The organism is Thiomicrolovo immobilis, from assembly GCF_039645955.1.
Taxonomy (GTDB): domain Bacteria; phylum Campylobacterota; class Campylobacteria; order Campylobacterales; family Sulfurimonadaceae; genus Thiomicrolovo; species Thiomicrolovo diazotrophicus.
In genome coordinates, this window is record NZ_CP147916.1 from 1,829,105 (window position 1) to 1,850,663 (window position 21,559).

Here is a 21,559-nt window from a genome sequence, read left to right on the forward strand (position 1 = left end):
GTGCAACTACTTTGATTACAGCCTCTCATATTCAGTAAGGCAGTAAGACACTAATTTTAGGGAAAAAAGACGAACGGACTATTAGTACTGGTCAGCTAAACAGATTGCTCTGCGTACACACCCAGCCTATCAAGCATGTAGTCTTCATGCGTCCTTCAGGGAGAGTTCATCTTGGAGTTGGCTTCCCGCTTAGATGCTTTCAGCGGTTATCACATCCGAACGTAGCTACCCGGCGGTGCCCTTGGCAGGACAACCGGTGCACCAGTGGTTCGTCCAACCCGGTCCTCTCGTACTAGGGTCAGCTCTCCTCAACTCTCCTACGCCCACGGAAGATAGGGACCGAACTGTCTCACGACGTTCTGAACCCAGCTCGCGTACCGCTTTAAATGGCGAACAGCCATACCCTTGGGACCTGCTCCAGCCCCAGGATGCGATGAGCCGACATCGAGGTGCCAAACCTCCCCGTCGATGTGAGCTCTTGGGGGAGATCAGCCTGTTATCCCCGGCGTACCTTTTATCCTTTGAGCGATGGCCCTTCCACACAGAACCACCGGATCACTATGACCGTCTTTCGACTCTGCTCGACATGTACGTCTCACAGTCAGGCTGGCTTATGCCATTATACTCTGCGATGGATTTCCAACCCATCTGAGCCAACCTTTGTAAGCCTCCGTTACTTTTTAGGAGGCGACCGCCCCAGTCAAACTACCCACCAGACATTGTCCTGACAGAGGATAACTCTGCGCAGTTAGCTATCAGAATATTCAAGGGTGGTATCTCAAGGGTGCCTCATATACAACTGGCGTCATATAATCAACGGCTCCCACCTATCCTGCACATGAATATCCCAATAGCAGTGTCAAGCTATAGTAAAGGTGCACGGGGTCTTTCCGTCTTTCCGCGGGTAGGAGGAATTTTCACCTCCACTACAATTTCACTGGATCCCTGGTTGAGACAGCTCCCATCTCGTTACGCCATTCATGCAGGTCGGTATTTAACCGACAAGGAATTTCGCTACCTTAGGACCGTTATAGTTACGGCCGCCGTTTACTCGTGCTTCAATTCACCGCTTCGCAAAGCTAACGGATCCTTTTAACATTCGAGCACCGGGCAGGCGTCACACCCTATACATCCACTTACGTGTTGGCAGAGTGCTGTGTTTTTGGTAAACAGTCGGGAGGGACTCTTTGCTGCGACCCGCTTCTGCTCCACCCGCAGGGGTTTCACATACAACGGGCACACCTTATTCCGAAGTTACGGTGCTAGTTTGCAGAGTTCCTTAACCAGGGTTCTTCCACGCGCCTTAGAATACTCATCTCACCCACCTGTGTCGGTTTACGGTACGGGCGACTGTAGATATGCTTAGAAACTTTTCTCGGCACGACGGCATCAACGATTCTGTTTCTGCTCCGAAGAGCGTCGACAGCCTGTCAGATCTCGGTCTAGTGTGAAGCGGATTTGCCTACTTCACAACCTACATCCTTCGAGCCACTATTCCATCAGTGACCTCGTTTAGCCCTATGCGTCCTTCCATCACGCTCTACAGTCGGTATCGGAATATTAACCGATTTGCCATCGTCTACCCCTTTCGGACTCGACTTAGGTCCCGACTAACCCTACGATGACGAGCATCGCGTAGGAAACCTTGGGTTTACGGCGAAGCAGATTCTCACTGCTTTTATCGCTACTCATGCCTGCATGCTCACTTCCATCCGCTCCAGCACTCCTTGCCGGTATACCTTCAACGCTGAATGGAACGCTCTCCTACCACTTAGTAAAACTAAGTCTAGAGCTTCGGTGTACATCTTAGCCCCGTTATATTTTCGGCGCAGAATCGCTAGACCAGTGAGCTGTTACGCTTTCTTTAAAGGATGGCTGCTTCTAAGCCAACCTCCTGGTTGTTTCAGCAACTCCACATCCTTTTCCACTTAGATGTAACTTAGGGACCTTAGCTGCTAGTCTGGGTTGTTCCCCTCTCGACGATTGATTTTATCACCCACCGCCTGACTCCCGAGGTTAGGCATACAGTATTCGGAGTTTGATAGGGTTTGGTACCGCGGTGAGCAGCCCTAGCCCTGTCAGTGCTCTACCCCTGTATGCTAATAACTCGAGGCTATACCTAAATATATTTCGGAGAGAACCAGCTATCACTGAGTTTGATTGGCCTTTCACCCCTATCCACAAGTCATCCGGAGGCTTTTCAACGCCTATCGGTTCGGTCCTCCACCGGCTCTTACACCGGCTTCAACCTGCTCATGGATAGATCACTCAGTTTCGGGTCTGCAGCATCTGACTAATCGCCCTATTAAGACTCGCTTTCGCTACGGCTTCGCGTTCGCTTAACCTTGCCAGATACCACAACTCGCAGGCTCATTATGCAAAAGGCAGTCCGTCACCCCTCATAAAGAATGGGGCTCCGAATGATTGTAAGCTATAGGTTTCAGGTTCTATTTCACTCCGTTCACCACGGTTCTTTTCACCTTTCCCTCACGGTACTGGTTCGCTATCGGTCTGGTAGTAGTATTTAGCCTTGGAGGGTGGTCCCCCCATGTTCAGTCAAGATAACACGTGTCCCGACCTACTCGAATAACATGTAGATAGTTTTCGCTTACAGGGCTATCACCTTCTATGGCTCCTCTTTCCAAAGGATTCTGCTAACACACTACACGCTTTAGGGCTAGTCCCATTTCGCTCGCCGCTACTCTGGGAATCTCGGTTGATTTCTTTTCCTCAAGGTACTGAGATGTTTCACTTCCCTTGGTTCGCCCCCCGAAGGGTGACACGATTCGCACCGTGCCGGGTTGCCCCATTCGGAAATCCCCGGATCAAAGCTTCTTGGCAGCTCCCCGAGGCTTATCGCAGCCTAGTACGTCCTTCATCGCCTCTACCAGCCTAGGCATCCACCTATAGCTCTTAATATCTTTATTCTAATTAGCGCTTACTGCCTTACTCAATATGAATAAGACTGTAATATTTAATTGTAGTTGCAATACTCATGAATTTTACTTCATAAATATTTGTTGACTTTAACAATGATAATTCAATGAACGATTTAGACTCTTAGACACTAAGAAGTCTAATATGAATACTTCATCAAGTACTCGTATTAGGCTTCGTCCGTGGTGGAGAATAGCGGGATCGAACCGCTGACCTCCTGCGTGCAAAGCAGGCGCTCTCCCAGCTGAGCTAATTCCCCACATAGTGATCCTGGTGGGCCTAGGAGGACTTGAACCTCCGACCTCACCCTTATCAGGGGTGCACTCTAACCAGCTGAGCTATAGGCCCCTTCTCGGCATTTCTAATTCAATAGAACACAGATCACTGAAAACTAAGCAAGTAAGCGGACAGACACAATCTGAAATGTGAGATTTTCTCTTCGGGCCCTCAAACGAATGAGGCCCGGTTACTCTAGAAAGGAGGTGATCCAACCGCAGGTTCTCCTACGGTTACCTTGTTACGACTTCACCCCAGTCGCTGATTCCACCGTAAGCGGTAGCCAGTTTGGCATCCCGATTTCGGGTGAAATCAACTCCCATGGTGTGACGGGCGGTGAGTACAAGACCCGGGAACGTATTCACCGTAGCTTAGCTGATCTACGATTACTAGTGATTCCAGCTTCATGCACTCGAGTTGCAGAGTACAATCCGAACTGAGAGACGCTTTATGAGATTGGCTCCACCTCGCGGTATCGCAACTCTCTGTACGTCCCATTGTAGCACGTGTGTAGCCCTGGCCGTAAGGGCCATGATGACTTGACGTCGTCCTCACCTTCCTCCTCCTTGCGAAGGCAGTCTCCTTAGAGTGCCCAGCCGAACTGCTGGCAACTAAGGACGAGGGTTGCGCTCGTTGCGGGACTTAACCCAACATCTCACGACACGAGCTGACGACAGCCGTGCAGCACCTGTTTTCAAGCTCCAGTAAACTGGCACTACCGTATCTCTACAGTATTCTATCAATGTCAAGGCCAGGTAAGGTTCTTCGTGTATCTTCGAATTAAACCACATGCTCCACCACTTGTGCGGGTCCCCGTCTATTCCTTTGAGTTTTAATCTTGCGACCGTACTCCCCAGGCGGAATGCTTAATCTGTTAAGTGCATCACCGAAACTACAAGAGCCCCGACGACTAGCATTCATCGTTTAGGGCGTGGACTACCAGGGTATCTAATCCTGTTTGCTCCCCACGCTTTCACGCCTCAGCGTCAGTTATGTCCCAGCAGATCGCCTTCGCTTTCGGTATTCCTAGTGATATCTACGGATTTTACCCCTACACCACTAATTCCATCTGCCCCTTCCATACTCTAGGTTCCCAGTTTCAAGTGCAGTTCTATGGTTGAGCCATAGGATTTCACACCTGACTTAAAAACCCGCCTACGCGTCCTTTACGCCCAGTGATTCCGAGTAACGCTTGCTCCCTCCGTATTACCGCGGCTGCTGGCACGGAGTTAGCCGGAGCTTATTCATTAGGTACCGTCATTTTCTTCCCTAATAAAAGGAGTTTACACACCGAAATGCGTCATCCTCCACGCGGCGTTGCTGCATCAGGGTTTCCCCCATTGTGCAATATTCCTCACTGCTGCCTCCCGTAGGAGTCTGGTCCGTGTCTCAGTACCAGTGTGGCGGATCATCCTCTCAAACCCGCTATGTGTCATCGCCTTGGTGAGCTCTTACCTCACCAACTAGCTGATACAATATAGGCCGATCCCTCAGCGAAAAACCTTTCCCTGCGAACAGGAGTATCCGGTATTAATCACCGTTTCCAGTGGCTATCCCAGACTGAGGGGCACGTAACCTATACATTACTCACCCGTGCGCCACTCGTCAGCAAAGAAGCAAGCTTCTCCCTGTTACCGTTCGACTTGCATGTGTTAAGCACGCCGCCAGCGTTCACTCTGAGCCAGGATCAAACTCTCCATAATTGAAAAGACGCTCCATAAATGAAGCGATTACTGATCCAGCCCAAGATATAAAATCATTGGCTGTATAGTGTCTATACTTAGTGACCTAAGTAATAGACGGTTATGTATTGTGTCTTATCTAAGTAAGACTTCCAGACCTTGTCTGTCCATCCCACTTGCTTAGTTTTCAATGATCTCAAACTCTCGCGATCTTCAACCCGAAGTACCGCTAGATCGGCTTCTTTCGATGCCTCTCATCGTTTGTGGACGGGAATTATAGGGGATTCCTAAAGCAATGTCAAGAGGTTTCTGCGCAAATTTTCGAATTTCGCGAAATTTCTTTGAATTTGCTAATTTATGTAAATTTGTTACTTGTTATTTGCGCTGTTTTCGTGGACAGATTTGACCTCAGCGACCGCCGTAAAGCGGCTGTCCATCAAACTGATTTCATCCCCTTCTCTTACATTATATAGGGAAACGGGGCGCCCCTCTTTGACAACCTGGGCGAATCCCTTTTTATCCTTGAGCTTCGGATCCTGGGATTCAATGTTTCGCTGCAACGCATTCAGCAGCGACTGCTTCTGATTCAGCAGGAGCACTTCGCCCTGGTCCAAGCGGGTATACATCGGTTCCAGCATTGATGCCGCCTGCTGCAGCCGGTAAGCAATGCTTTGATCGAAGCGCTGTTGCAGCTGCAGCAGCAGTTCGCCCTGCTCTTTGATCTTCTGTTCGACCGAATGCTGGCGGTATCGTTCATACAGGTGAGCCACCGTCTGCATGTCCGCCTGCAGTTTTTCGCTGGCGCGGCGGTCCAGTTGTTCCTGGAGCGCATCGAGATTCATCATCATTTCATACTGATCCGGCAGGATCATCTGCATTGCGGCGGAAGGGGTCGGTGCCCGCAGGTCGGCGACGAAGTCCGTGATCACCCAGTCGATCTCGTGTCCGACGGCGGAGACGACCGGGGTTGCTGCTGCCGCAACCGCCCTTGCCAACGCTTCGTCGTTGAAACCCCACAGGTCTTCAAGGCTTCCCCCGCCCCGGCTCAGCACGATGACGTCATATCCCGCCTCATCAGCCGCTTTCAGTGCCGCCGTCAGTGAAAAAGGCGCCTGTGCTCCCTGGACGATGCTGTCATAGACGAAAAGTTCCGTCAGGGGCCAGCGATGCGCCGCCACCCGCTTCATATCCTGAAGCGCCGCCCCCGTCGCGGAAGTGATCAGGGCGATTTTTTTCGGGTAACGCGGCAGCGGCTTTTTCCGTTCACTTTCAAAAAGCCCCTCTTCCGAGAGCTGTTTTTTCAGCTGTTCGTAGGCCAGGGCCAATGCCCCCTGCCCCGCAGGTTCAATCATCTGGGCATTGATCTGGTACGTGCCGCGGGGTTTGTAGAGCGTGATCCCGCCGCGGACGACAACTTTGAGCCCCTCTTCGAGCCGGAAACGCAGATGGGCCGCGTTTCCGCGGAACATGACGCCGCTGACGGCCGAACCGCTGTCTTTAAGGGTGAAATAGATGTGACCGCTGTTATGATAGGTAATTCGGGAGAGTTCACCTTCGACGGCGACCTGGACAAAAGTCGTCTCGAGAAGGTTCTTGATCTGTTCGTTGAGGGCCGATACGGAGACCGCCTGCACCGGTTACGCCTTTTTGGCGATGATCAGCGTGGAGATATCCATGGAGAAACTCTGGATAAAGAGGGGCTCAAAACCGGCGGCTTCCAGTTCGCCCCGCATCCCTTCCACCGTCAAGAATCCCTCGATGGAGTTGGGCAGGTACTCATACGCCTCTTTGTTCTTCGAAATAAAACCGCCAATTTTCGGCAGAACTTTTGTCATATAGAAGTCGCGGATCATTCCCAGGATCGATGGGTGCTCATTTTTCATGAACTCCAGGATGACGACCATCCCACCGGGTTTGAGCACGCGGTTGAACTCCCGCAGCGCTTCTTCACGCTCGACGACGTTGCGGATGCCGTAGGAGATGCTGAGCATATCCGCCGTATTCGCTTCAACAGGAAGCTCCGTCGCCTTGGAGATGGCAAAATCGAAATCGGGGAACTTCTGCCGGCCAACACCGACCATCCCTTCGGAGGGATCGACGCCAAGGATCTTTTTGACGCTGATATTCTTGACAGCGGCGCGCTGACGCCAATAATCCATCATATCCCCCGTCCCGCAGGCGACATCGACGATCAGATCGAGCTCCGGCTTGTTATAGAAACCGAAGGCTTTGTCGCAGCCTTTGCGGCGCCAGCTGCGGTCGACTCCCATACTCATAACGCGGTTCGCCTTGTCATAGGTCGGCGCAATCTCGTCGAACATCGATACGATTTTTTCCTGTCTATCCATTCACCATCCATTGTTTGACATCCTCTCCCGAACGGGAGAGGTGCCTGATTTCAAATTGTTTTCGCTTTTGCAGAAAGCGTATTGTACCACCGCTTGAGGGCGCAACAAAACAGAGATACATATCGCACCGCGACTGCAATGATTCAAACATTCCCGGACCGCCCTCGACAAGAATATTACGGTACCGGTCCATTGCAGTAAGATCCGACGCGATCATCACCTTCCGGCCGGGAACGTTGAAGAGCGGGATCGTCCGATCGAAGTCATCCCGCTTGGAGAGAATAAGGATATCCGGTGCCTTGCCCTCCACCATCCTCGCATCCAGTGTCGGACGGTCGGTACGGACGGTATTGCCTCCGATCACGAGCAGGTCCGCCGCGTCGCGCATCGCATGTACAAAACACCGCGATTCACTCCCGCTGATGATCCCGCCGTCTATCGTTCCGTCAAGCCGCTGGGCCCATTTGAAGGTCACAAAGGGTTTCGTCTGCCACTGAACGAAGGGGAAAATCAGATCATCCGCTGCTTTGGAAGGTTGGTGTTCGACACGAATACCCGCTTCGCTGAGAATGGATGCTCCGCCGGCCGCTTCCGCATTCGGATCCGCCGCCGCGTAGACGACCCGACCCATTCGCACGCCTGCCAAAAGACGGGCGCATGAGGGGGTTTTACCGTGATGGGAACATGGTTCAAGAGTGACATGGATCGTACAGGAAGCAAAACAGCCGTTGTGATGGGCGAGAAGATAGTCGTGGATCGCGCCGGAATCCACAAGAGCCAGGATGGCAGTGTTAAACGTGAGGAGTGCAAAGGCATGCTGCAGCGCAAGCACTTCCGCGTGGGGACCGCCCGCTTTTTCATGCGCGGCGACAGCAAGGATACGGCCCGATGCATCAGTGACGGCGGCGCCGACGGCCGGGTTCGGGAAAGTACATCCCTGGAAAGCCCACGCCGCTTCGACGGCCAGCGCCATCGGATCAGGCACGGCCATCTGTGTTACCACTCGAAGTAGGTTGCGGCCTTGACGACGCTGTCAAAGGGGACCGCTTCGGTTCCCGCCTCGGTTTCGACGGCCAACATGCCGTCATCGCTTACGCTTTTGAGTTCGCCGCGCAGTTTCGTTTTATCCTGCAGTGTCAGCTTTACCTTTTCGCCGACGGAAAAACGGAAATGCTCCAAGGTTTTGAGCTTGCGCTCCACGCCCGGAGAGCTCACCTCGAGACGGTATTCGCCCTGAACCGGGGGAGTAACATCGAGCATCGGAGAGATCAGCTTCGTCGCTTCGACGCACTGGTCCATCGTCGTCCCGCCTTCGCCGATGACGTTAACGCGGTAGATCGTCTCGCCGTTTTCAGTGACGACAGACGTATCATAAAGGTGCAGGCCGATCGATTCGACCAGGTTCTTGATATCGCTCTCAAGACTCATCGTGCTTCTCCCCTTCGATCTGTTTGAAAAGTGCTTCGATCTGCTGTGTTTTCTGGAGCTGATCATCAAATATGAATGCCAGTTTCGGGCAGCGGTACCACCCCTGGTCTTTCATGCAGTAATCTTCGATGACCGGACGCGCTTTGCGCAGCTGCTTCAAAAATGCATTGCGCTCGGCTTCGCTGTAGTCGTGGGGATCGAGGTAGACCTTGGCGTCGCTGCGCCCCTTGGCACAGCGGACTTCGATGACGTCGAGTTCATGCAGGCGGGCATCCCCCAGTTGCGAAATCGCTTCGGGGATCAGCTCCTGCAGGATCGCGTCGGTGCGCTTCAGCTTGATCTCTGCGGGTGTCACAGCTCTACTTTCTGCTCCACACGGGTGAAGGTCTCGATGACGTCACCGACCTGGACATCGTCATAGCCGTTAAGAACAACCCCACACTCGTAGCCGTTACCGACCTCTTTGACGTCATCTTTGAAGCGCTTGAGCGATGTCAGCTCGCCTTCGTGGATAACGACACCGTCGCGGATAACACGGACCGGGCCGCCGCGGACAAGCTTGCCGTCAACGACGAGACAACCGGCAACCATCCCTTTCGGGATCTTGAAGACTTCGCGGACATCGGCCTGGCCGCTGTGCTCTTCGCTGAACTTCGGTGCCATCATACCCGTCAGCATGCCTGTAATATCATCGAGGAGCTGATAGATGATGGTATAGGTACGGATATCGACACCACGCTGTTTCGCCAGCGCCTTGACCGCACCCGTCGGACGGACGTTGAAACCGAGCAGAACAGAGTTTTCCGAGCTGTTCGCCAGTTCGACGTCGTTTTCGGTAATCCCGCCGACGCCGGAGGAGATGATATCGACCTTGACCTCGTCGTTGCGCAGGGCGAGCAGCGACGTGCGGATCGCTTCAAGCGAACCGTGTACGTCGGTTTTCAGAATCACCTTGAGGGATTTCAGTTTCCCTTCCGCAATCAGGGCCGTCAGTTCATCCAGAGAGGTCTTCGTACTGGCGGAGAGCTCTTTCTGGCGCTCGTACTCGGCACGCTTCTGTGCATACTCGCGCGCCTCTTTGTCGCTCTCCATCGCGATCATGATATCACCGGCAGCCGGGACTTCGTTCAAGCCGACAACCACGGCGGTTTCGCTCGGTCCGAGGACCTTGATCTGTTGGCCCTGATCGTTAATGAGGGAGCGGACGCGGCCGAATGCCTTGCCACAGACGACGTTGTCGCCGACGCTGAGCGTACCATTCTGGACAATGACCGTTCCGACAGGGCCGCGACCCTTCTCAACGGAGCTCTCAACGACAACCGCTTTGGCCGCCGCTTCCGGATTGGCCGTCAGCTCCATCACTTCCGCTGTCAGCAGAATGTTATCAAGCAGGTCATCGATCCCTTCGCCTGTTTTGGCGGAAACCGGTACGAATTCGACGTCCCCACCCCAATCGATCGGAGAGACCTCATGTTCTGCCATCTGTCCTTTGACCAGATCGGGGTTCGCGCCCTCTTTGTCCATCTTATTGACCGCGACGATGATCGGCGCTTTGGAGGCCTTGGCGTGCTTGATCGCTTCGATTGTTTGCGGCTTGACGCCGTCGTCCGCTGCGACGACGATGATCACGATATCGGTCGCCTGGGCACCGCGTTCGCGCATCGCGCTGAAGGCGGCGTGGCCCGGGGTGTCGATGAAGGTGATCTTTTTATCGCGCTGCTCAACCGTATATGCACCAATATGCTGGGTGATGCCACCGGCCTCGCCGTGGGCGACGCGGGCATTGCGGATCGCGTCGAGCAGAGAGGTCTTACCGTGGTCGACGTGACCCATGATCGTAATGACCGGCGGACGCTCTTCGAGGTGTTCTTCAGATTCTGCCTCGACGTACTCCTCTTCGTAGTTGAAGGCGTTGGTCGGGTCGATCGTCGTGACTTCGACCTCGAACTCTTCCGCGAGGATCTCGATCTCGTCTTTGCCCAGGAAGTCGTTCTTCGTCACCATCATGCCGAGGTTGAAAAGTACTTTGATGACGTCGGAAATCGGGTGGTTGATCTTCTCGGCGAACTCGTAGACGCGGATATCTTCCGGGATCTCAACGTGGGTAATAACTTCCTCCACACCCTTCTCTTTCGTGTACTTCCTGCGTTTTTTACGGGCGACCTGGCGCGGACGGTTGCCGCCGGGCTTTTTCTGACCGCCGCCGCGGCCGACGGGTTTCTTATCGCGAGGTCTCGGCTGCTCTTCGGGCAGTTTCGGTTTATCCTGCGTTGCTTCGCTCAAGTCGAGCAGTACGACTTCGTCGTCATCGTAGTCCATGGAAACATCCGACATGGAACCACCGAAGATGTCCAGAGAGGTGCCGCTGGTTTTGCGCTGTGTCGGTGTACCTTTGGAGGCTTTCTTGGCTTTTTTCTTCTGTGCGAGCTCTTCAAGAACGTCCGCATTGAGCTTCCCGTAGCTGGAAAGTTTCGTCGTTTCTTTGGAAACCTGAGCCGTTTCCTGAGCGGACGGGCGGTTTTTCTTTTTGATCCGCAGGCCGCTGCGCTTGATCGGCGTCACCTGCTTCAGGGCCGGTTCCGTCTGCTGAACCACTGCCCCGGAAACCGGCTTCGGTTTCTTCTCAACGGCAGCTTCTTCCGATTTCGCTTCTGCTTCCGCCTCGGCAGCCGCCGGCGTTTCCGCTTTTTCCGCTGTGACTTCGGCCGCTGCCGCTTCTTTGGCTTCAGCAGGCGTTGCCGCTTCTTCCTGGGTTTTCGCCGCTTTCTTCACGACACGGACTTTCGGTTCCGGCGCCGCTGGCGTCGTACCGCTCATGATAAAGTTAGCGATCTTCTCCGCCTCTTCCATCGAAACGGAGTTTGAAGCCGTTTTTACGTGGCCAAGCCCCATTGCCTGGGCTTTTTCGACGACCTCTTTTGATGCGATACCCAATTCTTTGGCAATCTCGCTTACTCTAACTTTATCTGACATCCGTGATGATCTCCTTTAACTCGTTCAGCAGGCGCTCGATCTCCCCGCTTTTGCATTGCCGGGCGAGCGCTTTGGCAGTCTGTTTTGCAGTGAAACACTCCGGGCACAGATAAAAGCTCCGTCCCGTCCCGCTATAGCGGCGCAGGGAACGCTCGGCGCATTGCAATCTCAACAGTTGATTCTGTGCTTCCCGTTTCCGACAGCTGACGCACATGCGAACGGGGCCCGAATAATTTTGGCGCATTATATCCAAAGTTTCCTTGAATGAGCGTTTTAGCGTTCGACCGTCAGGCCGTGGTTGTCCAGGTTGAGAATTTTGACCGCAAACTGGGGAAAGCGCTGTTCAAGCCTCGCCGCAAGCCCTGCGGCGTCTTCGTCGTAGCACAGGGAGAAGAACGTGGACCCGCTTCCAGAGAGCGTACTCATCAGTGCACCCTGCTCATACGCCGTCTTCTGGATCGTAAAGAGCTCCGGCATCATTTTCATCCGCGCTTTCTGGTGAAAACGGTCCTGAGTCGCGATCTTTAGCATTTCCCAATCCTCGTTGAAGAACGCCGCCACCGTCAACGCCGCATGCGAGACGTTGAAGACGGCGTTTTCCTTGCTGTAGGACTTGGGTAGCGTCGTGCGCGACTTCGCCGTCGAAATCGGCTTGTCGGGAATGACCACGACCGCCCTCAGGTAATCGGGAAGGTGCTTTTTTTGCGAAAAGACCTTGTTCTTCTCCACCGTAGCGACGTTGAAGCCGCCCATGACCGCCGGCGTAATATTGTCCGGATGCGACTCATACACAAGGGCGTGGTTCAGGATCCGACGTTTGGAAACGCGTACTCCCGCCGCTTCATGCGCCGTGGCGATGGCACTGACGATCACGGCCGAAGAGCTGCCGAGTCCCCGGGAGAGGGGGATGCTGTTGTAAAACTGGAATTTGAAATTCTGTTTTTTGTGCGTCAGGCGCTGATAGTGCTCGTTGAAGATGCTAACGAACATGTTGTTTCCCTTCAGACGGGGGTTGCCTTCCCCTTCGCCCTTGATGGAAACGCTGAAAAAACGCGACGGTTTGAATTCGACCCGATTGCGAAGGTCGACGGAAAGACCGAGGGTGTCAAAACCCGGTCCGAGGTTGGCGCTGGTCGCCGGAACGCTGATAATCAATCGTGCTCCTTAACCGACGGCTCCGATCCCGTAGTACGGCAGGGCATCGTCGGAAAAATCATTTAGATTCAGGTGGGACGGAAGGCTGAAATCCGCCTCAACCGGCGTTTCGAACTTTTGCGTCTTGATTGTGTCCGCCATTTTAACGAAATAGAGCTTCCCAACGGCTTTGAGCGGACGGTTCCCGTTGAAGTAAAATGCATCGGCCGCAAGCAGGCGTGAACCCAGAACAATACTGAGGGTTTTGAGGTAGAGGTAAGCGATCTTGATGGCCATAAAACTGCCGGGCCCCTTGGCATAGACGAGATTGCCGAGCGTGTACTTTTTCAGAATCGTCTCGAAGAGTTCCGGGAGGGAATCGGAGCTCTGCTTCGCACTCTCGTAACGCTCGACAAGTTTCCCGTCCTTGTAGATCCCAACGACGATCGGGGTGGTCAGCGCAATGACGACGGCATCATGCATATGCTTTGGCCATCGCCTTCGCTTCCGCCGTTGCGATCTCGACAACCTCGTAGTTCGCGGGGTCTTTGAGCAGTTCCAGGGTCAGTTTGTGGTTGAGGTCATGGCTTCCGGCGAAGGCCTCGTACTCCCCGATAAAGTTGATACCGATCAGCGACATGTCTCCGATGGCATCGAGAATTTTGTGGCGGACGAATTCGTTGCTGTAGCGCAGCCCTTCGGGGTTGAGCACCTTTTTCTCGTCCAAGACGACGGCGTTCTCCAGGCTGCCGCCCAGAGCCAACCCCTTGGAGCGGAGGTACTGAACCTCGTGTAGGAAACCGAAGGTACGGGCACGCGCGATCTCCGCTTTGTAGGTTTCGCGGCTGAAGTCGAGGTCAAAATGCTGTTCGGAGATGACCGGATGCTTGAAGCGGATGGTGAAATGGTAGCGCAGGTCGTTCGAGGGCATCAGTTTGACGTACTTGTCACCCTCTTTGATTGTCACTTCCTTCTTGATACGCATAATGCGCTTCGGGGCGTCCTGTTCGACCGTTTCCGCTTCATCCAGCAGGAGGCAGAAACTCGCACTGGAGCCATCCATGACGGGGACTTCGTCGGCGTCGACGATGATACGGAGGTTGTCGATACCGTAGGCGTATATGGCTGAGAGAAGGTGCTCGATCGTCGAGATGACGTAGCCGTCTTTTCCGATTACCGTCGCCATCTGCGTGTCGACGACGTTTTCGGGCTTGAGGGGGATGGAGACGCCGACGTCCTTGCGGACGAAGACGATCCCGCTGTCCGCCTCCAGGGGTTCAAGCCGGAGGCGTACCGGAGAACCTTTGTGTAAGCCGATTCCCACCAGTTCCACCGGTTTTGCGATCGTCGTCTGTTTCATGCATCCCCCTTACAGGCTCGTTATTGGCGTTATTATAGCCTAAAAACGTGAATAAATTGTGATAACTCCGCCTGTTAGCGGCGGCGGTCGATCACCTTTTTTGCCTCTTTGATGACATCGCTGACATTGAGACGGATCCACTGCTTATCCATCCACTCTTCCGGTCTTACTTCCACGCCCTGGACCAGAACGCCGAAGTGGAGGTGGTCTCCCATGGCATAACCCGTCATCCCCGTATTGGCGATGTGCGTTCCCGCATCGACGTGTTCGCCCTGGGTGACGTTCAGATTCGAACAGTGCCCGTAAAGGGTATAGAGCCCCAGACCGTGCGCCAGGATCGGCATATTACCGTAGATGCCGTTCTCGTCGGCGAAGACGATATCCGCGGGGTTCTGGATCTTGATCTTGCCCATTTTCACGCTGGCGAGGTCGAGCCCGAGGTGGTAGGATTCACTGACCTTCGCGCCGTTGTAGTAGTAAAGACGATGATCACCAAAACTCGCGACGACCTGTCCGTTTCGCAGCGGATAGAACGGCTGCTGCTCAAACCGGTCGATCTGGGCATCCCCGACTTTCGCCGTAATATTGTGGATCAGCTCTTCGTTCTGCGCGCGCATGGTTTCATTCACATAGCGGAAACGCTCGATCATATCGGCGTTGGCGGGGGCGCCGTACATCTGCGCGAGATCGGAAACCTTTCCGTTGAGAAAGTGGTCGCTGAGTTTGATCTTCGAAACGCGGTACTGCTTCTCCTGGAGGTGCAGCGGGATGTAGGCTTTCGCCCGGTTGCCCGCGACGTCATCGGCGATGACGTAGGCCCGGAAACGCTCGGCGGTCACCGGCCATGCGATCAGCGCGACATAGTAATTGGACGCATAGAAGGGGACAGCTTTGAAGCGACGCCCGAAGCTCGTCTCGATGTAGAGCTCTTCGAGGTTCTCGTCCTCGGCTTCAAACACCACGAGGGCCGAACCGCCCTTCGTGATCTTGTAGGAGTTGGCGATAATGCCCACTTTCGGTCGACGGGCGTCGATCTTCAGGGTGACACGTTTGACCGCGCGGTTCCCGGCAAAGAAGTTCCAGCGACTGGCATCGCGCGCCTCGACTTCGAGGGTAACGACATCGGTCTGCTTGCCGATCGTGCGGGCCGGGACCTGCAGCTCAAACTGCTTCGATTTCTCCGGTGCAGGCGATTTCGCCTCGGAGAGGATCGTCTGGTTACTGCCGCTCATAAGGGTGATCTTGTACTCCACGATGCCGCTCTGGTCGTCGATGGAGACCTTGAGCGGGGCTTCGCCGTTCCAGTAACCGCTGTTTTCGATGCGGATATCCGGTACGTCACGCTCGAACGCATCCGAGGTGTACAGGTAGACCGCACCTCCGATCGCGGCGAGCAGGATGCTCAAAAACATCACGCCGCCATATCCCTTTTTTCGTCGTCTCATTCCAACTCCTTTTCAATAATGTCGATCATTTTTTCTGACAAACGCTTCAGCGCCGTCCCCGTTGCCGTGAATCCGGATGCGAAGTGGTGCCCTCCGCCGCCGAAGGCCTCCGCGATCACCCCGACGTCAATCCCGTCGTCGGTACGCAGCGACACTTTGAGCGCACCCGCTTCACGCTCGCAAAGCATCACGGCCACGCGGACCGTCGGCAGGCCCAGCACTTCCTGCAAGACATCGTCGCAGACCGTATCGTCCGCCCCGCTCTGCTCCATCATCGCCCGGGTCACCTCCAACAAAGCGATGCGTGCATCGCTGCGCAGGGCAAGGCTTGAGAGCATCAAGGCCTTAAGGCGCAGTGCGGAGAGCGGACGTCGCAGGAAAAGCGCGTGATTCACCGATGCGATCTCCGCCCGAGCCCCGGCCAGTTCTGCGGCCATCTCGAAAACCGCCGCGTCCGTCCGGCGGCTCATAAATCCCAGAGAGTCTTCGGCAATCCCGGCATAGAGCGCCGTCGCCATTTTGGCGTTGATTTTGATCGCTTCGGTCTTGAACCATGTCAAAAGGACAGCGGTGGTACTGACCGCTTCCTTGTCAATGAGCTTGATATGCCCGAAGCCGTCGTTACTGCCGTGGTGGTCGACATTGATCAGCGTACATTTCGGCACAATGCCCAGTCGCGCCGAATCACCGCAGTCGAACGCGATGGCCAGGTCCGCCGTTTCATCCCAGCGCGATGTGATCTTATCCGCCCATGGCAAACAGAACAACCGTTCATCGATGGTTTCGCTTGCACAAAAAAGCGTCACGCGCTTTTGCAACCGAAGCAGGTGGGCATACATGGCGCATGCGCTGCCCAGCGAATCCGCATCCGGATGCACGTGGGCAATCAGCGCAATGTGTTCCGCGGCTTCGATCGCTTCGCGCATCAGTCCATTTTCATGGAGAGATCGATCCAGTTCGCCTGATGGATCAATGAACCCGTGCTGATCGCGTCGACCCCCGTGGCCGCATACGATTCGATCGTCTCTAGGGAGATATTCCCGCTCGCTTCAAGCTTGATGTAGGGATAGTTCGTGTTTTTGTAGACGACCACTTCGCGCAGCTGCACGGGGGTCATGTTGTCGCACATAACGATGTCCGCCCGCACGTCCATCGCCTTCTTCGCCATCTCAAAGGTTTCCGCCTCGATCTCGATCTTGGTGGTATAGGGAATCCTTTTGCGCGCGTCGGCCATGAATACGTCAAGGTCCTTGATCGTGCGCAGGTGGGTATCTTTGAGCATCAGGCAGTCATCCAGCCCCATGCGGTGGTTGACCGCCCCGCCGATGCGCGTCGCATACTTTTCGAAGTTGCGGAGCATCGGACGTGTTTTACGCGTATCGAGCAATTTGGTGCCGTAGGGTTCGATAAGGTCGACATACCGGCGGGTCAGCGTCGCGATCGAACTAGCATGCAGCATCATATTGAGGATCGTGCGTTCGCAGCGCAGCAGGGTATGCGAATCCCCGCTGAAATGGGCGATGACATCCCCTTTGGCAAAGCGCTCTCCCTCTTTCACGAACCATTTGACGTAGATGCTCTCCATCTTTGCCAGGGCATCAACGTACAAAACGCCTGCCAGGACACCGTCGCTCTTGGCATAGATCTTGGCCGAAGCTTCTACCGCCTCCGATACCCGTGCGTAGAGGTCCCCGCGGCCGACATCCTCTGCCATCGCCGCTTCGATAAAGTGTTCTATGTTCACAGCGCCATCATCCGATCAAGGGCGACCTTGGCCCATTTGCGCGTCTCTTCGTCCACATGGATCTCGTTGATCGGTTCGCCCTCGTCGATCGATTTGAGGGTATTGTAGAGGTCTTCGAGGGTCGTTTCGTTCATCGTCGGGCACTCCGGCTTCGTCGACGAGAGGACGTAGGTGTTCTTGGGACGCAGGCGGTTGACGAGATTGAACTCGGTGCCGACGGCGACTTTCTGATCCTCCGGGAGTTCGGCGATATACTTGATCAGCTGCGAGGTCGAGCCCGTGAAGTCGGCTTCGGCGACGATCGCGGGGTCGCATTCGGGGTGGACGGCGATGAGGATCCCCGGGTACTTCTTGCGGTAGAAGCGGATGTCGTCGACGCTGAAGAGCTGGTGGACCGAACAGAAGCCGTCGTAACAGATGATGTCGGCGTCTGAGAGGTTGTCGTCAATCCCGATGACGGCGGATTTGAGCCCCATCATGTTGGCGATGTTCTGCCCCAGGCAGCGGTCGGGAACGAAGAGGATCTTCTTGCCCTCTTCCAACGCCGTTTCGATAATCGTTTTCGCATTGGAGCTCGTACAGACCATCCCGCCCATCTTGCCGACCTTGGCTTTGACGTCTGCGTTGGAGTTGATATAGGTGATCGGCAGAATGTTCGTTTCGGCGATGCCCGCCTCTTCCATTTTTTTGACCGATTCGTCGAAGTAGAGGCTGTCGATCATCCGGGCCATGGCACAACAGGCGATCTTCGGCATAACGACCCGTTTTTCGGGGCTGAGCACCTTAACGCTCTGTCCCATAAAACCGACACCGCAGAAGACGACAAACTCGCTGTCGTCCGCCATCGTCTTCTTGGCCAGTTCCAGCGAATCGCCGGTGATGTCGCCCATGTCAAAGACTTCGTCGCGCTGGTAGAAGTGTGCAACGACCGTCACGCTCAGCTTCTCCTTGAGCGCACGGATCTTTGCTTTGAGTTCTTCGGTGTTATCCGTCAAATCATCTCCCCTGTCTGTCTGGTATCGGGCCGCCGCCAGCGGTGCGCCGCCCGGAATATTAATGGAATTATAACCAAAGCGTCGTTACCATATCCCTTATAATTCATATCTACTCTCAAGGCCCTGTTTTTATGGACTTCCTCTTCAATCCCAATGTACAGTTCTACCTGTTGGCTTACTTTGTAGGCGGTATCCCCTTCGGACTCGTCCTGGCCAAGCTGTTCGCCGGCGTCAATGTCAAAGAGGGCGGCTCGAAAAGCATCGGCGCGACGAACGTGCTGCGCGTCGTCAAAGAGACCAACCCCGCGCTCGCGAAAAAACTCGGCATCGCGACCCTCCTTCTAGACGCCCTCAAAGGGGTGGTCGTCCTGCTGATCGCGAAAGCCTTCGGGATGAGCGAAGCGGCGCAGTGGGGCGTGGCCGTCCTGGCCGTCGCCGGCCACTGTTTCAGCCCCTACCTCTGGTTTGAAGGGGGCAAAGGGATCGCGACGGGCATGGGCGTCATGCTCGTCATGCTGCCGCTGGAGACGCTGATCGCGCTCGCCGTCTGGGGGATCCTGGCCAAAACGGTCCGTATCTCCTCCGTCTCGTCACTGAGCGGCGTCCTGGCCCTGCTCGTGGCCAGCTTCTTCCTCCACCCGGGGATGGCGCACGCGCCGGTCATCCTGATCGTCGTGCTCCTCTTTTACAAACATATCCCCAACATCGTCCGCCTCGTCAGGGGCGAGGAGAAACGCGTCGTCTGATGACCATCGAGATCCGCGCCCTCACCTTTGACTGCATCATCGGCATCCTCGATTTCGAGCGGGTCACCCCGCAGCGCGTCATTGTCGACGCGGTCATCGACTACGACTATGAGGCAGGGCATTTCATCGACTACGCCGCCGTCGCCGACCATATCAGAACACAGATGCGGCAGGAAAAGTTCGCCCTCGTCGAAGAGGCCCTCGAAGCGCTATCTACGACACTGAAAGAAGCGTTTCCGGGCATAAAAAGCCTCTCGCTCACCGTCGCCAAACCGGACATCCTCCCTGACTGCCGGGTCTCTGTCACAAAAAAATCCAATTTTTAAAGAAAATTGAAAAAAAGTTTAAAATTTTCTAAAACTGTGCTATACTTCGCGAAAATTTTCAACAATTAGAGGATTAATGCATGCGCATTTTGATCATTGAAGATGAGATCACACTCAATAAAACTCTGGCCGAAGGGCTCAAAGAGTTTGGATACCAGAGCGACGTCGTCGAAACCCTCAAAGACGGTGAATACTACCTCGATATCCGCAACTATGACCTGATTCTGATGGACTGGATGCTCCCTGACGGCAACAGCATCGACATTATTCCCGACATCAAGGCCAACACACCGAAAACGGCCGTCGTCGTCCTCTCTGCCCGCGACGACAACGAGAGCGAGATCGCCGCGCTGCGTGCCGGTGCGGACGACTTCATCCGCAAACCGTTCGACTTCGACGTCCTCGTCGCACGCCTGGAAGCCCGCCTGCGCTTCGGCGGCAGCAACATCATCGAGATCGAAGACCTGATCATCAACCCTGAAGAAGAGAAGATCATCTACAAAGAGAAAGAGATAGAACTCAAGGGCAAACCGTTCGAGGTCCTGACGCACCTGGCGCGCCACCGCGACCAGATCGTTTCCAAAGAGCAGCTGCTTGACGCTATCTGGGAAGAGCCCGAACTCGTCACCCCGAACGTCATCGAGGTCGCGATCAACCAGATCCGCCAGAAGATGGACAAACCCCTTAACATCACAACCATCGAGACCGTACGCCGCCGCGGATACCGTTTTTGTTTTCCGAAAGAAGCATAAGGAACCGTTTCCTCATTCAGCTGATCGTCGCTTCGGCGGCGCTGCTGATCATCTTCTCCTCCATTCTCTACTTCTACATCCGACAGAACATCTACGACGAGAAACAGCATGAGATGCTGCAGTTCGCCAAGAACATCACCGAGTTCCAGTCCCTCTCCGATACGATGAGCAATGACACCGACGCCCTACTGGGCGTCAGCGTGGAGCTGATCTTCTACGATGCTTCCGGCGACGAACCGCACTTTTTTGACGACAGCAGCAACGGCCGTGACTACCTGGTCCTCCTCTACCCCTTCGAGCAGGCGCAGAAAACCTATCTCAAGGTCTCCAAAGACATCAGCACGATGAAAAAGCTGCTCAAAAAGATCCTGCGTTCGATCTTTATCATCAACGCTATCGGCTTCTTCATCATCGTTTTGTACGCCATCGCCCTCTCCAAGATGCTCACCATCCCCATCCGGCAGCTCAGCCACCGTCTGGCCAATATGAACGAGCACCTGGTCCGTCCGATCCGCGTCGAGCATCTGCCCGAGGAGTTCGAACCCCTCGGCGTCACGATCAACCGCCTCCTGGCGCGGATCCAGAACTTTGTTAAGTACCAAAAAGAGCTCTTTATCGGCGCGGCGCATGAGCTCAAAACGCCTCTGGCCGTCATCAAGCTCAAGAACCAGGTCACCCTGATCAAGAAGCGCTCACCCGAAGAGTATATCGAGGCGATTAAAAAGACCAACGAGACCGTCGACGAGATGAACAAGATCGTGGCCGACATTCTCAATATCGGCCGCCAGGAGGGTGCGCAGCTCGAAGCACCGGTGCGCCGGGACATCATCGACATGCTCCGGCGCAAAGGGGAGGATTTTGCGCTGCTGGCCCGGGCCGAGCAGAAAACGCTCGAATACGATCTCCAGCCCGAATCGTATGAAGCGACGATCCAGGAGGGACTGCTCAACCAGATCCTGCAGAACTTCCTTCAAAACGCCGTTAAATTCACCCCCGAAGGGCGCAAGGTCACCTTCACCAGCCGCGCAGAGGGTGAGGATCTCATTATCCGGGTGATCGACGAAGGGTGCGGGATCGACGACAGCGTCGACCTCTTCGCCCCCTTCAAACGCCTTGGGACCAAATCCGGCGTCGGACTGGGACTCTTCCTGGCCAAAAGCGCCGCCGACGCCATGGGAGCGGAGATCACGCTGCGCAACCGTACCGACGGCGTCGACGGAACGGAGGCGACGCTGGTCCTGCGCGCCAAACTCTGCTGTCCCCTTCCCCAGCAGAAGAAAAAATAGGGCACTATTTCTCCCCCTTTTTATCACGAAATCTAATCTGAATGACACCTTTGCGGCGAATGCTTTGCACTTCAAACTCGCCAAAGGTTTCTTCTGCTATAACTCGCAATTAAATTACTGACGCGAG

Annotated in this window: 18 protein-coding genes, 2 tRNA genes and 2 rRNA genes; 4 read left to right on the forward strand and 18 right to left on the reverse strand. The window is 54.8% G+C overall.

Annotation, left to right across the window (positions count from 1 at the left end):
* Nucleotides 1–60 precede the first annotated feature (60 nt).
* From WCX72_RS09455 to nadA, 18 genes are all read right to left on the reverse strand, one after another.
* Nucleotides 61–2,927: ribosomal RNA gene (locus WCX72_RS09455) — 23S ribosomal RNA — on the reverse strand.
* A gap of 193 nt (nucleotides 2,928–3,120) precedes the next feature.
* A tRNA-Ala gene (locus WCX72_RS09460) sits at nucleotides 3,121–3,196 on the reverse strand.
* 12 nt (nucleotides 3,197–3,208) lie between these two features.
* Nucleotides 3,209–3,285: transfer RNA gene (locus WCX72_RS09465), tRNA-Ile, on the reverse strand.
* A gap of 127 nt (nucleotides 3,286–3,412) precedes the next feature.
* Nucleotides 3,413–4,916 (reverse strand): 16S ribosomal RNA (locus tag WCX72_RS09470).
* Together the 16S and 23S rRNA genes with 2 tRNA genes alongside form the textbook arrangement of a ribosomal RNA operon.
* A 347-nt stretch (nucleotides 4,917–5,263) precedes the next feature.
* The gene (gene xseA, locus WCX72_RS09475) at nucleotides 5,264–6,529 is read right to left on the reverse strand and encodes an exodeoxyribonuclease VII large subunit (protein ID WP_345969552.1); all 1,266 of its coding nucleotides are present in this window, start codon (nucleotides 6,527–6,529) and stop codon (nucleotides 5,264–5,266) included.
* A 3-nt stretch (nucleotides 6,530–6,532) separates the two neighbouring features.
* Nucleotides 6,533–7,243, reverse strand: a complete 711-nt coding sequence (gene ubiE / locus WCX72_RS09480; RefSeq protein WP_345969553.1) for a bifunctional demethylmenaquinone methyltransferase/2-methoxy-6-polyprenyl-1,4-benzoquinol methylase UbiE — start codon at nucleotides 7,241–7,243, stop codon at nucleotides 6,533–6,535.
* Complete coding sequence (ribD, locus tag WCX72_RS09485; protein ID WP_345969554.1) at nucleotides 7,236–8,246, reverse strand: bifunctional diaminohydroxyphosphoribosylaminopyrimidine deaminase/5-amino-6-(5-phosphoribosylamino)uracil reductase RibD; 1,011 nt, start codon at nucleotides 8,244–8,246, stop codon at nucleotides 7,236–7,238. Before ribD ends, ubiE begins: the two co-directional genes overlap by 8 nt.
* Nucleotides 8,240–8,671: a ribosome maturation factor RimP gene (locus WCX72_RS09490; protein ID WP_345969555.1), complete on the reverse strand. Its 432-nt coding sequence runs from the start codon at nucleotides 8,669–8,671 to the stop codon at nucleotides 8,240–8,242. Before WCX72_RS09490 ends, ribD begins: the two co-directional genes overlap by 7 nt.
* On the reverse strand, nucleotides 8,661–9,026 hold the full coding sequence (gene rbfA / locus WCX72_RS09495; RefSeq protein WP_345969556.1) for a 30S ribosome-binding factor RbfA: 366 nt from the start codon (nucleotides 9,024–9,026) through the stop codon (nucleotides 8,661–8,663). Before rbfA ends, WCX72_RS09490 begins: the two co-directional genes overlap by 11 nt.
* Nucleotides 9,023–11,644 carry a translation initiation factor IF-2 gene (infB, locus tag WCX72_RS09500; RefSeq protein WP_345969557.1) on the reverse strand — a complete coding sequence of 874 codons (2,622 nt, stop codon included), beginning with the start codon at nucleotides 11,642–11,644 and terminating at the stop codon, nucleotides 9,023–9,025. The genes rbfA and infB overlap by 4 nt, the downstream gene beginning before the upstream one ends.
* Nucleotides 11,634–11,888, reverse strand: a complete 255-nt coding sequence (locus WCX72_RS09505; protein WP_345969558.1) for a DUF448 domain-containing protein — start codon at nucleotides 11,886–11,888, stop codon at nucleotides 11,634–11,636. The genes infB and WCX72_RS09505 overlap by 11 nt, the downstream gene beginning before the upstream one ends.
* Before the next feature lie 29 nt (nucleotides 11,889–11,917).
* Nucleotides 11,918–12,799, reverse strand: coding sequence for a homoserine kinase (gene thrB / locus WCX72_RS09510; protein WP_345969559.1), 882 nt, complete (start codon nucleotides 12,797–12,799; stop codon nucleotides 11,918–11,920).
* Between the two features lie 9 nt (nucleotides 12,800–12,808).
* Nucleotides 12,809–13,261, reverse strand: a complete 453-nt coding sequence (locus WCX72_RS09515; RefSeq protein ID WP_345969560.1) for a hypothetical protein — start codon at nucleotides 13,259–13,261, stop codon at nucleotides 12,809–12,811.
* Nucleotides 13,254–14,138, reverse strand: coding sequence for a UDP-3-O-acyl-N-acetylglucosamine deacetylase (gene lpxC, locus WCX72_RS09520; RefSeq protein ID WP_345969561.1), 885 nt, complete (start codon nucleotides 14,136–14,138; stop codon nucleotides 13,254–13,256). The genes WCX72_RS09515 and lpxC overlap by 8 nt, the downstream gene beginning before the upstream one ends.
* 74 nt (nucleotides 14,139–14,212) lie before the next feature.
* On the reverse strand, nucleotides 14,213–15,583 hold the full coding sequence (locus tag WCX72_RS09525; protein WP_345969562.1) for a M23 family metallopeptidase: 1,371 nt from the start codon (nucleotides 15,581–15,583) through the stop codon (nucleotides 14,213–14,215).
* Nucleotides 15,580–16,509 carry a DHH family phosphoesterase gene (locus tag WCX72_RS09530; RefSeq protein WP_345969563.1) on the reverse strand — a complete coding sequence of 310 codons (930 nt, stop codon included), beginning with the start codon at nucleotides 16,507–16,509 and terminating at the stop codon, nucleotides 15,580–15,582. The genes WCX72_RS09525 and WCX72_RS09530 overlap by 4 nt, the downstream gene beginning before the upstream one ends.
* Nucleotides 16,509–17,327, reverse strand: coding sequence for a carboxylating nicotinate-nucleotide diphosphorylase (gene nadC / locus WCX72_RS09535; protein WP_345969564.1), 819 nt, complete (start codon nucleotides 17,325–17,327; stop codon nucleotides 16,509–16,511). Before nadC ends, WCX72_RS09530 begins: the two co-directional genes overlap by 1 nt.
* Complete coding sequence (gene nadA, locus WCX72_RS09540) at nucleotides 17,324–18,322, reverse strand: quinolinate synthase NadA (protein WP_345969565.1); 999 nt, start codon at nucleotides 18,320–18,322, stop codon at nucleotides 17,324–17,326. The genes nadC and nadA overlap by 4 nt, the downstream gene beginning before the upstream one ends.
* A gap of 131 nt (nucleotides 18,323–18,453) precedes the next feature.
* On the opposite strand from nadA, the gene plsY reads away from it, so the two are divergent.
* The 4 genes from plsY to WCX72_RS09560 all read left to right on the forward strand — a co-directional run bounded on the left by plsY (nucleotide 18,454) and on the right by WCX72_RS09560 (nucleotide 21,432).
* Nucleotides 18,454–19,068, forward strand: coding sequence for a glycerol-3-phosphate 1-O-acyltransferase PlsY (gene plsY, locus WCX72_RS09545; RefSeq protein ID WP_345969566.1), 615 nt, complete (start codon nucleotides 18,454–18,456; stop codon nucleotides 19,066–19,068).
* Nucleotides 19,068–19,394 carry a dihydroneopterin aldolase gene (locus WCX72_RS09550; RefSeq protein WP_345969567.1) on the forward strand — a complete coding sequence of 109 codons (327 nt, stop codon included), beginning with the start codon at nucleotides 19,068–19,070 and terminating at the stop codon, nucleotides 19,392–19,394. Before plsY ends, WCX72_RS09550 begins: the two co-directional genes overlap by 1 nt.
* An 80-nt stretch (nucleotides 19,395–19,474) precedes the next feature.
* Nucleotides 19,475–20,146 carry a homeostatic response regulator transcription factor HsrA gene (gene hsrA / locus WCX72_RS09555; protein WP_231018853.1) on the forward strand — a complete coding sequence of 224 codons (672 nt, stop codon included), beginning with the start codon at nucleotides 19,475–19,477 and terminating at the stop codon, nucleotides 20,144–20,146.
* On the forward strand, nucleotides 20,125–21,432 hold the full coding sequence (locus tag WCX72_RS09560; protein WP_345969568.1) for a HAMP domain-containing sensor histidine kinase: 1,308 nt from the start codon (nucleotides 20,125–20,127) through the stop codon (nucleotides 21,430–21,432). The genes hsrA and WCX72_RS09560 overlap by 22 nt, the downstream gene beginning before the upstream one ends.
* The last annotated feature ends 127 nt before the right edge of the window (nucleotides 21,433–21,559 follow it).

What these genes read in the sequence shown, in the direction of transcription:
- ubiE (WP_345969553.1), bottom strand. Translation starts at nt 7,243, where the DNA reads ATGGATAGACAGGAAAAAATCGTATCGATGTTCGACGAGATTGCGCCG.
- WCX72_RS09490 (WP_345969555.1), bottom strand. Translation starts at nt 8,671, where the DNA reads ATGAGTCTTGAGAGCGATATCAAGAACCTGGTCGAATCGATCGGCCTG.
- infB (WP_345969557.1), bottom strand. Translation starts at nt 11,644, where the DNA reads ATGTCAGATAAAGTTAGAGTAAGCGAGATTGCCAAAGAATTGGGTATC.
- WCX72_RS09505 (WP_345969558.1), bottom strand. Translation starts at nt 11,888, where the DNA reads ATGCGCCAAAATTATTCGGGCCCCGTTCGCATGTGCGTCAGCTGTCGG.
- WCX72_RS09515 (WP_345969560.1), bottom strand. Translation starts at nt 13,261, where the DNA reads ATGCATGATGCCGTCGTCATTGCGCTGACCACCCCGATCGTCGTTGGG.
- lpxC (WP_345969561.1), bottom strand. Translation starts at nt 14,138, where the DNA reads ATGAAACAGACGACGATCGCAAAACCGGTGGAACTGGTGGGAATCGGC.
- WCX72_RS09525 (WP_345969562.1), bottom strand. Translation starts at nt 15,583, where the DNA reads ATGAGACGACGAAAAAAGGGATATGGCGGCGTGATGTTTTTGAGCATC.
- WCX72_RS09530 (WP_345969563.1), bottom strand. Translation starts at nt 16,509, where the DNA reads ATGCGCGAAGCGATCGAAGCCGCGGAACACATTGCGCTGATTGCCCAC.
- plsY (WP_345969566.1), top strand. Translation starts at nt 18,454, where the DNA reads ATGGACTTCCTCTTCAATCCCAATGTACAGTTCTACCTGTTGGCTTAC.
- WCX72_RS09550 (WP_345969567.1), top strand. Translation starts at nt 19,068, where the DNA reads ATGACCATCGAGATCCGCGCCCTCACCTTTGACTGCATCATCGGCATC.
- hsrA (WP_231018853.1), top strand. Translation starts at nt 19,475, where the DNA reads ATGCGCATTTTGATCATTGAAGATGAGATCACACTCAATAAAACTCTG.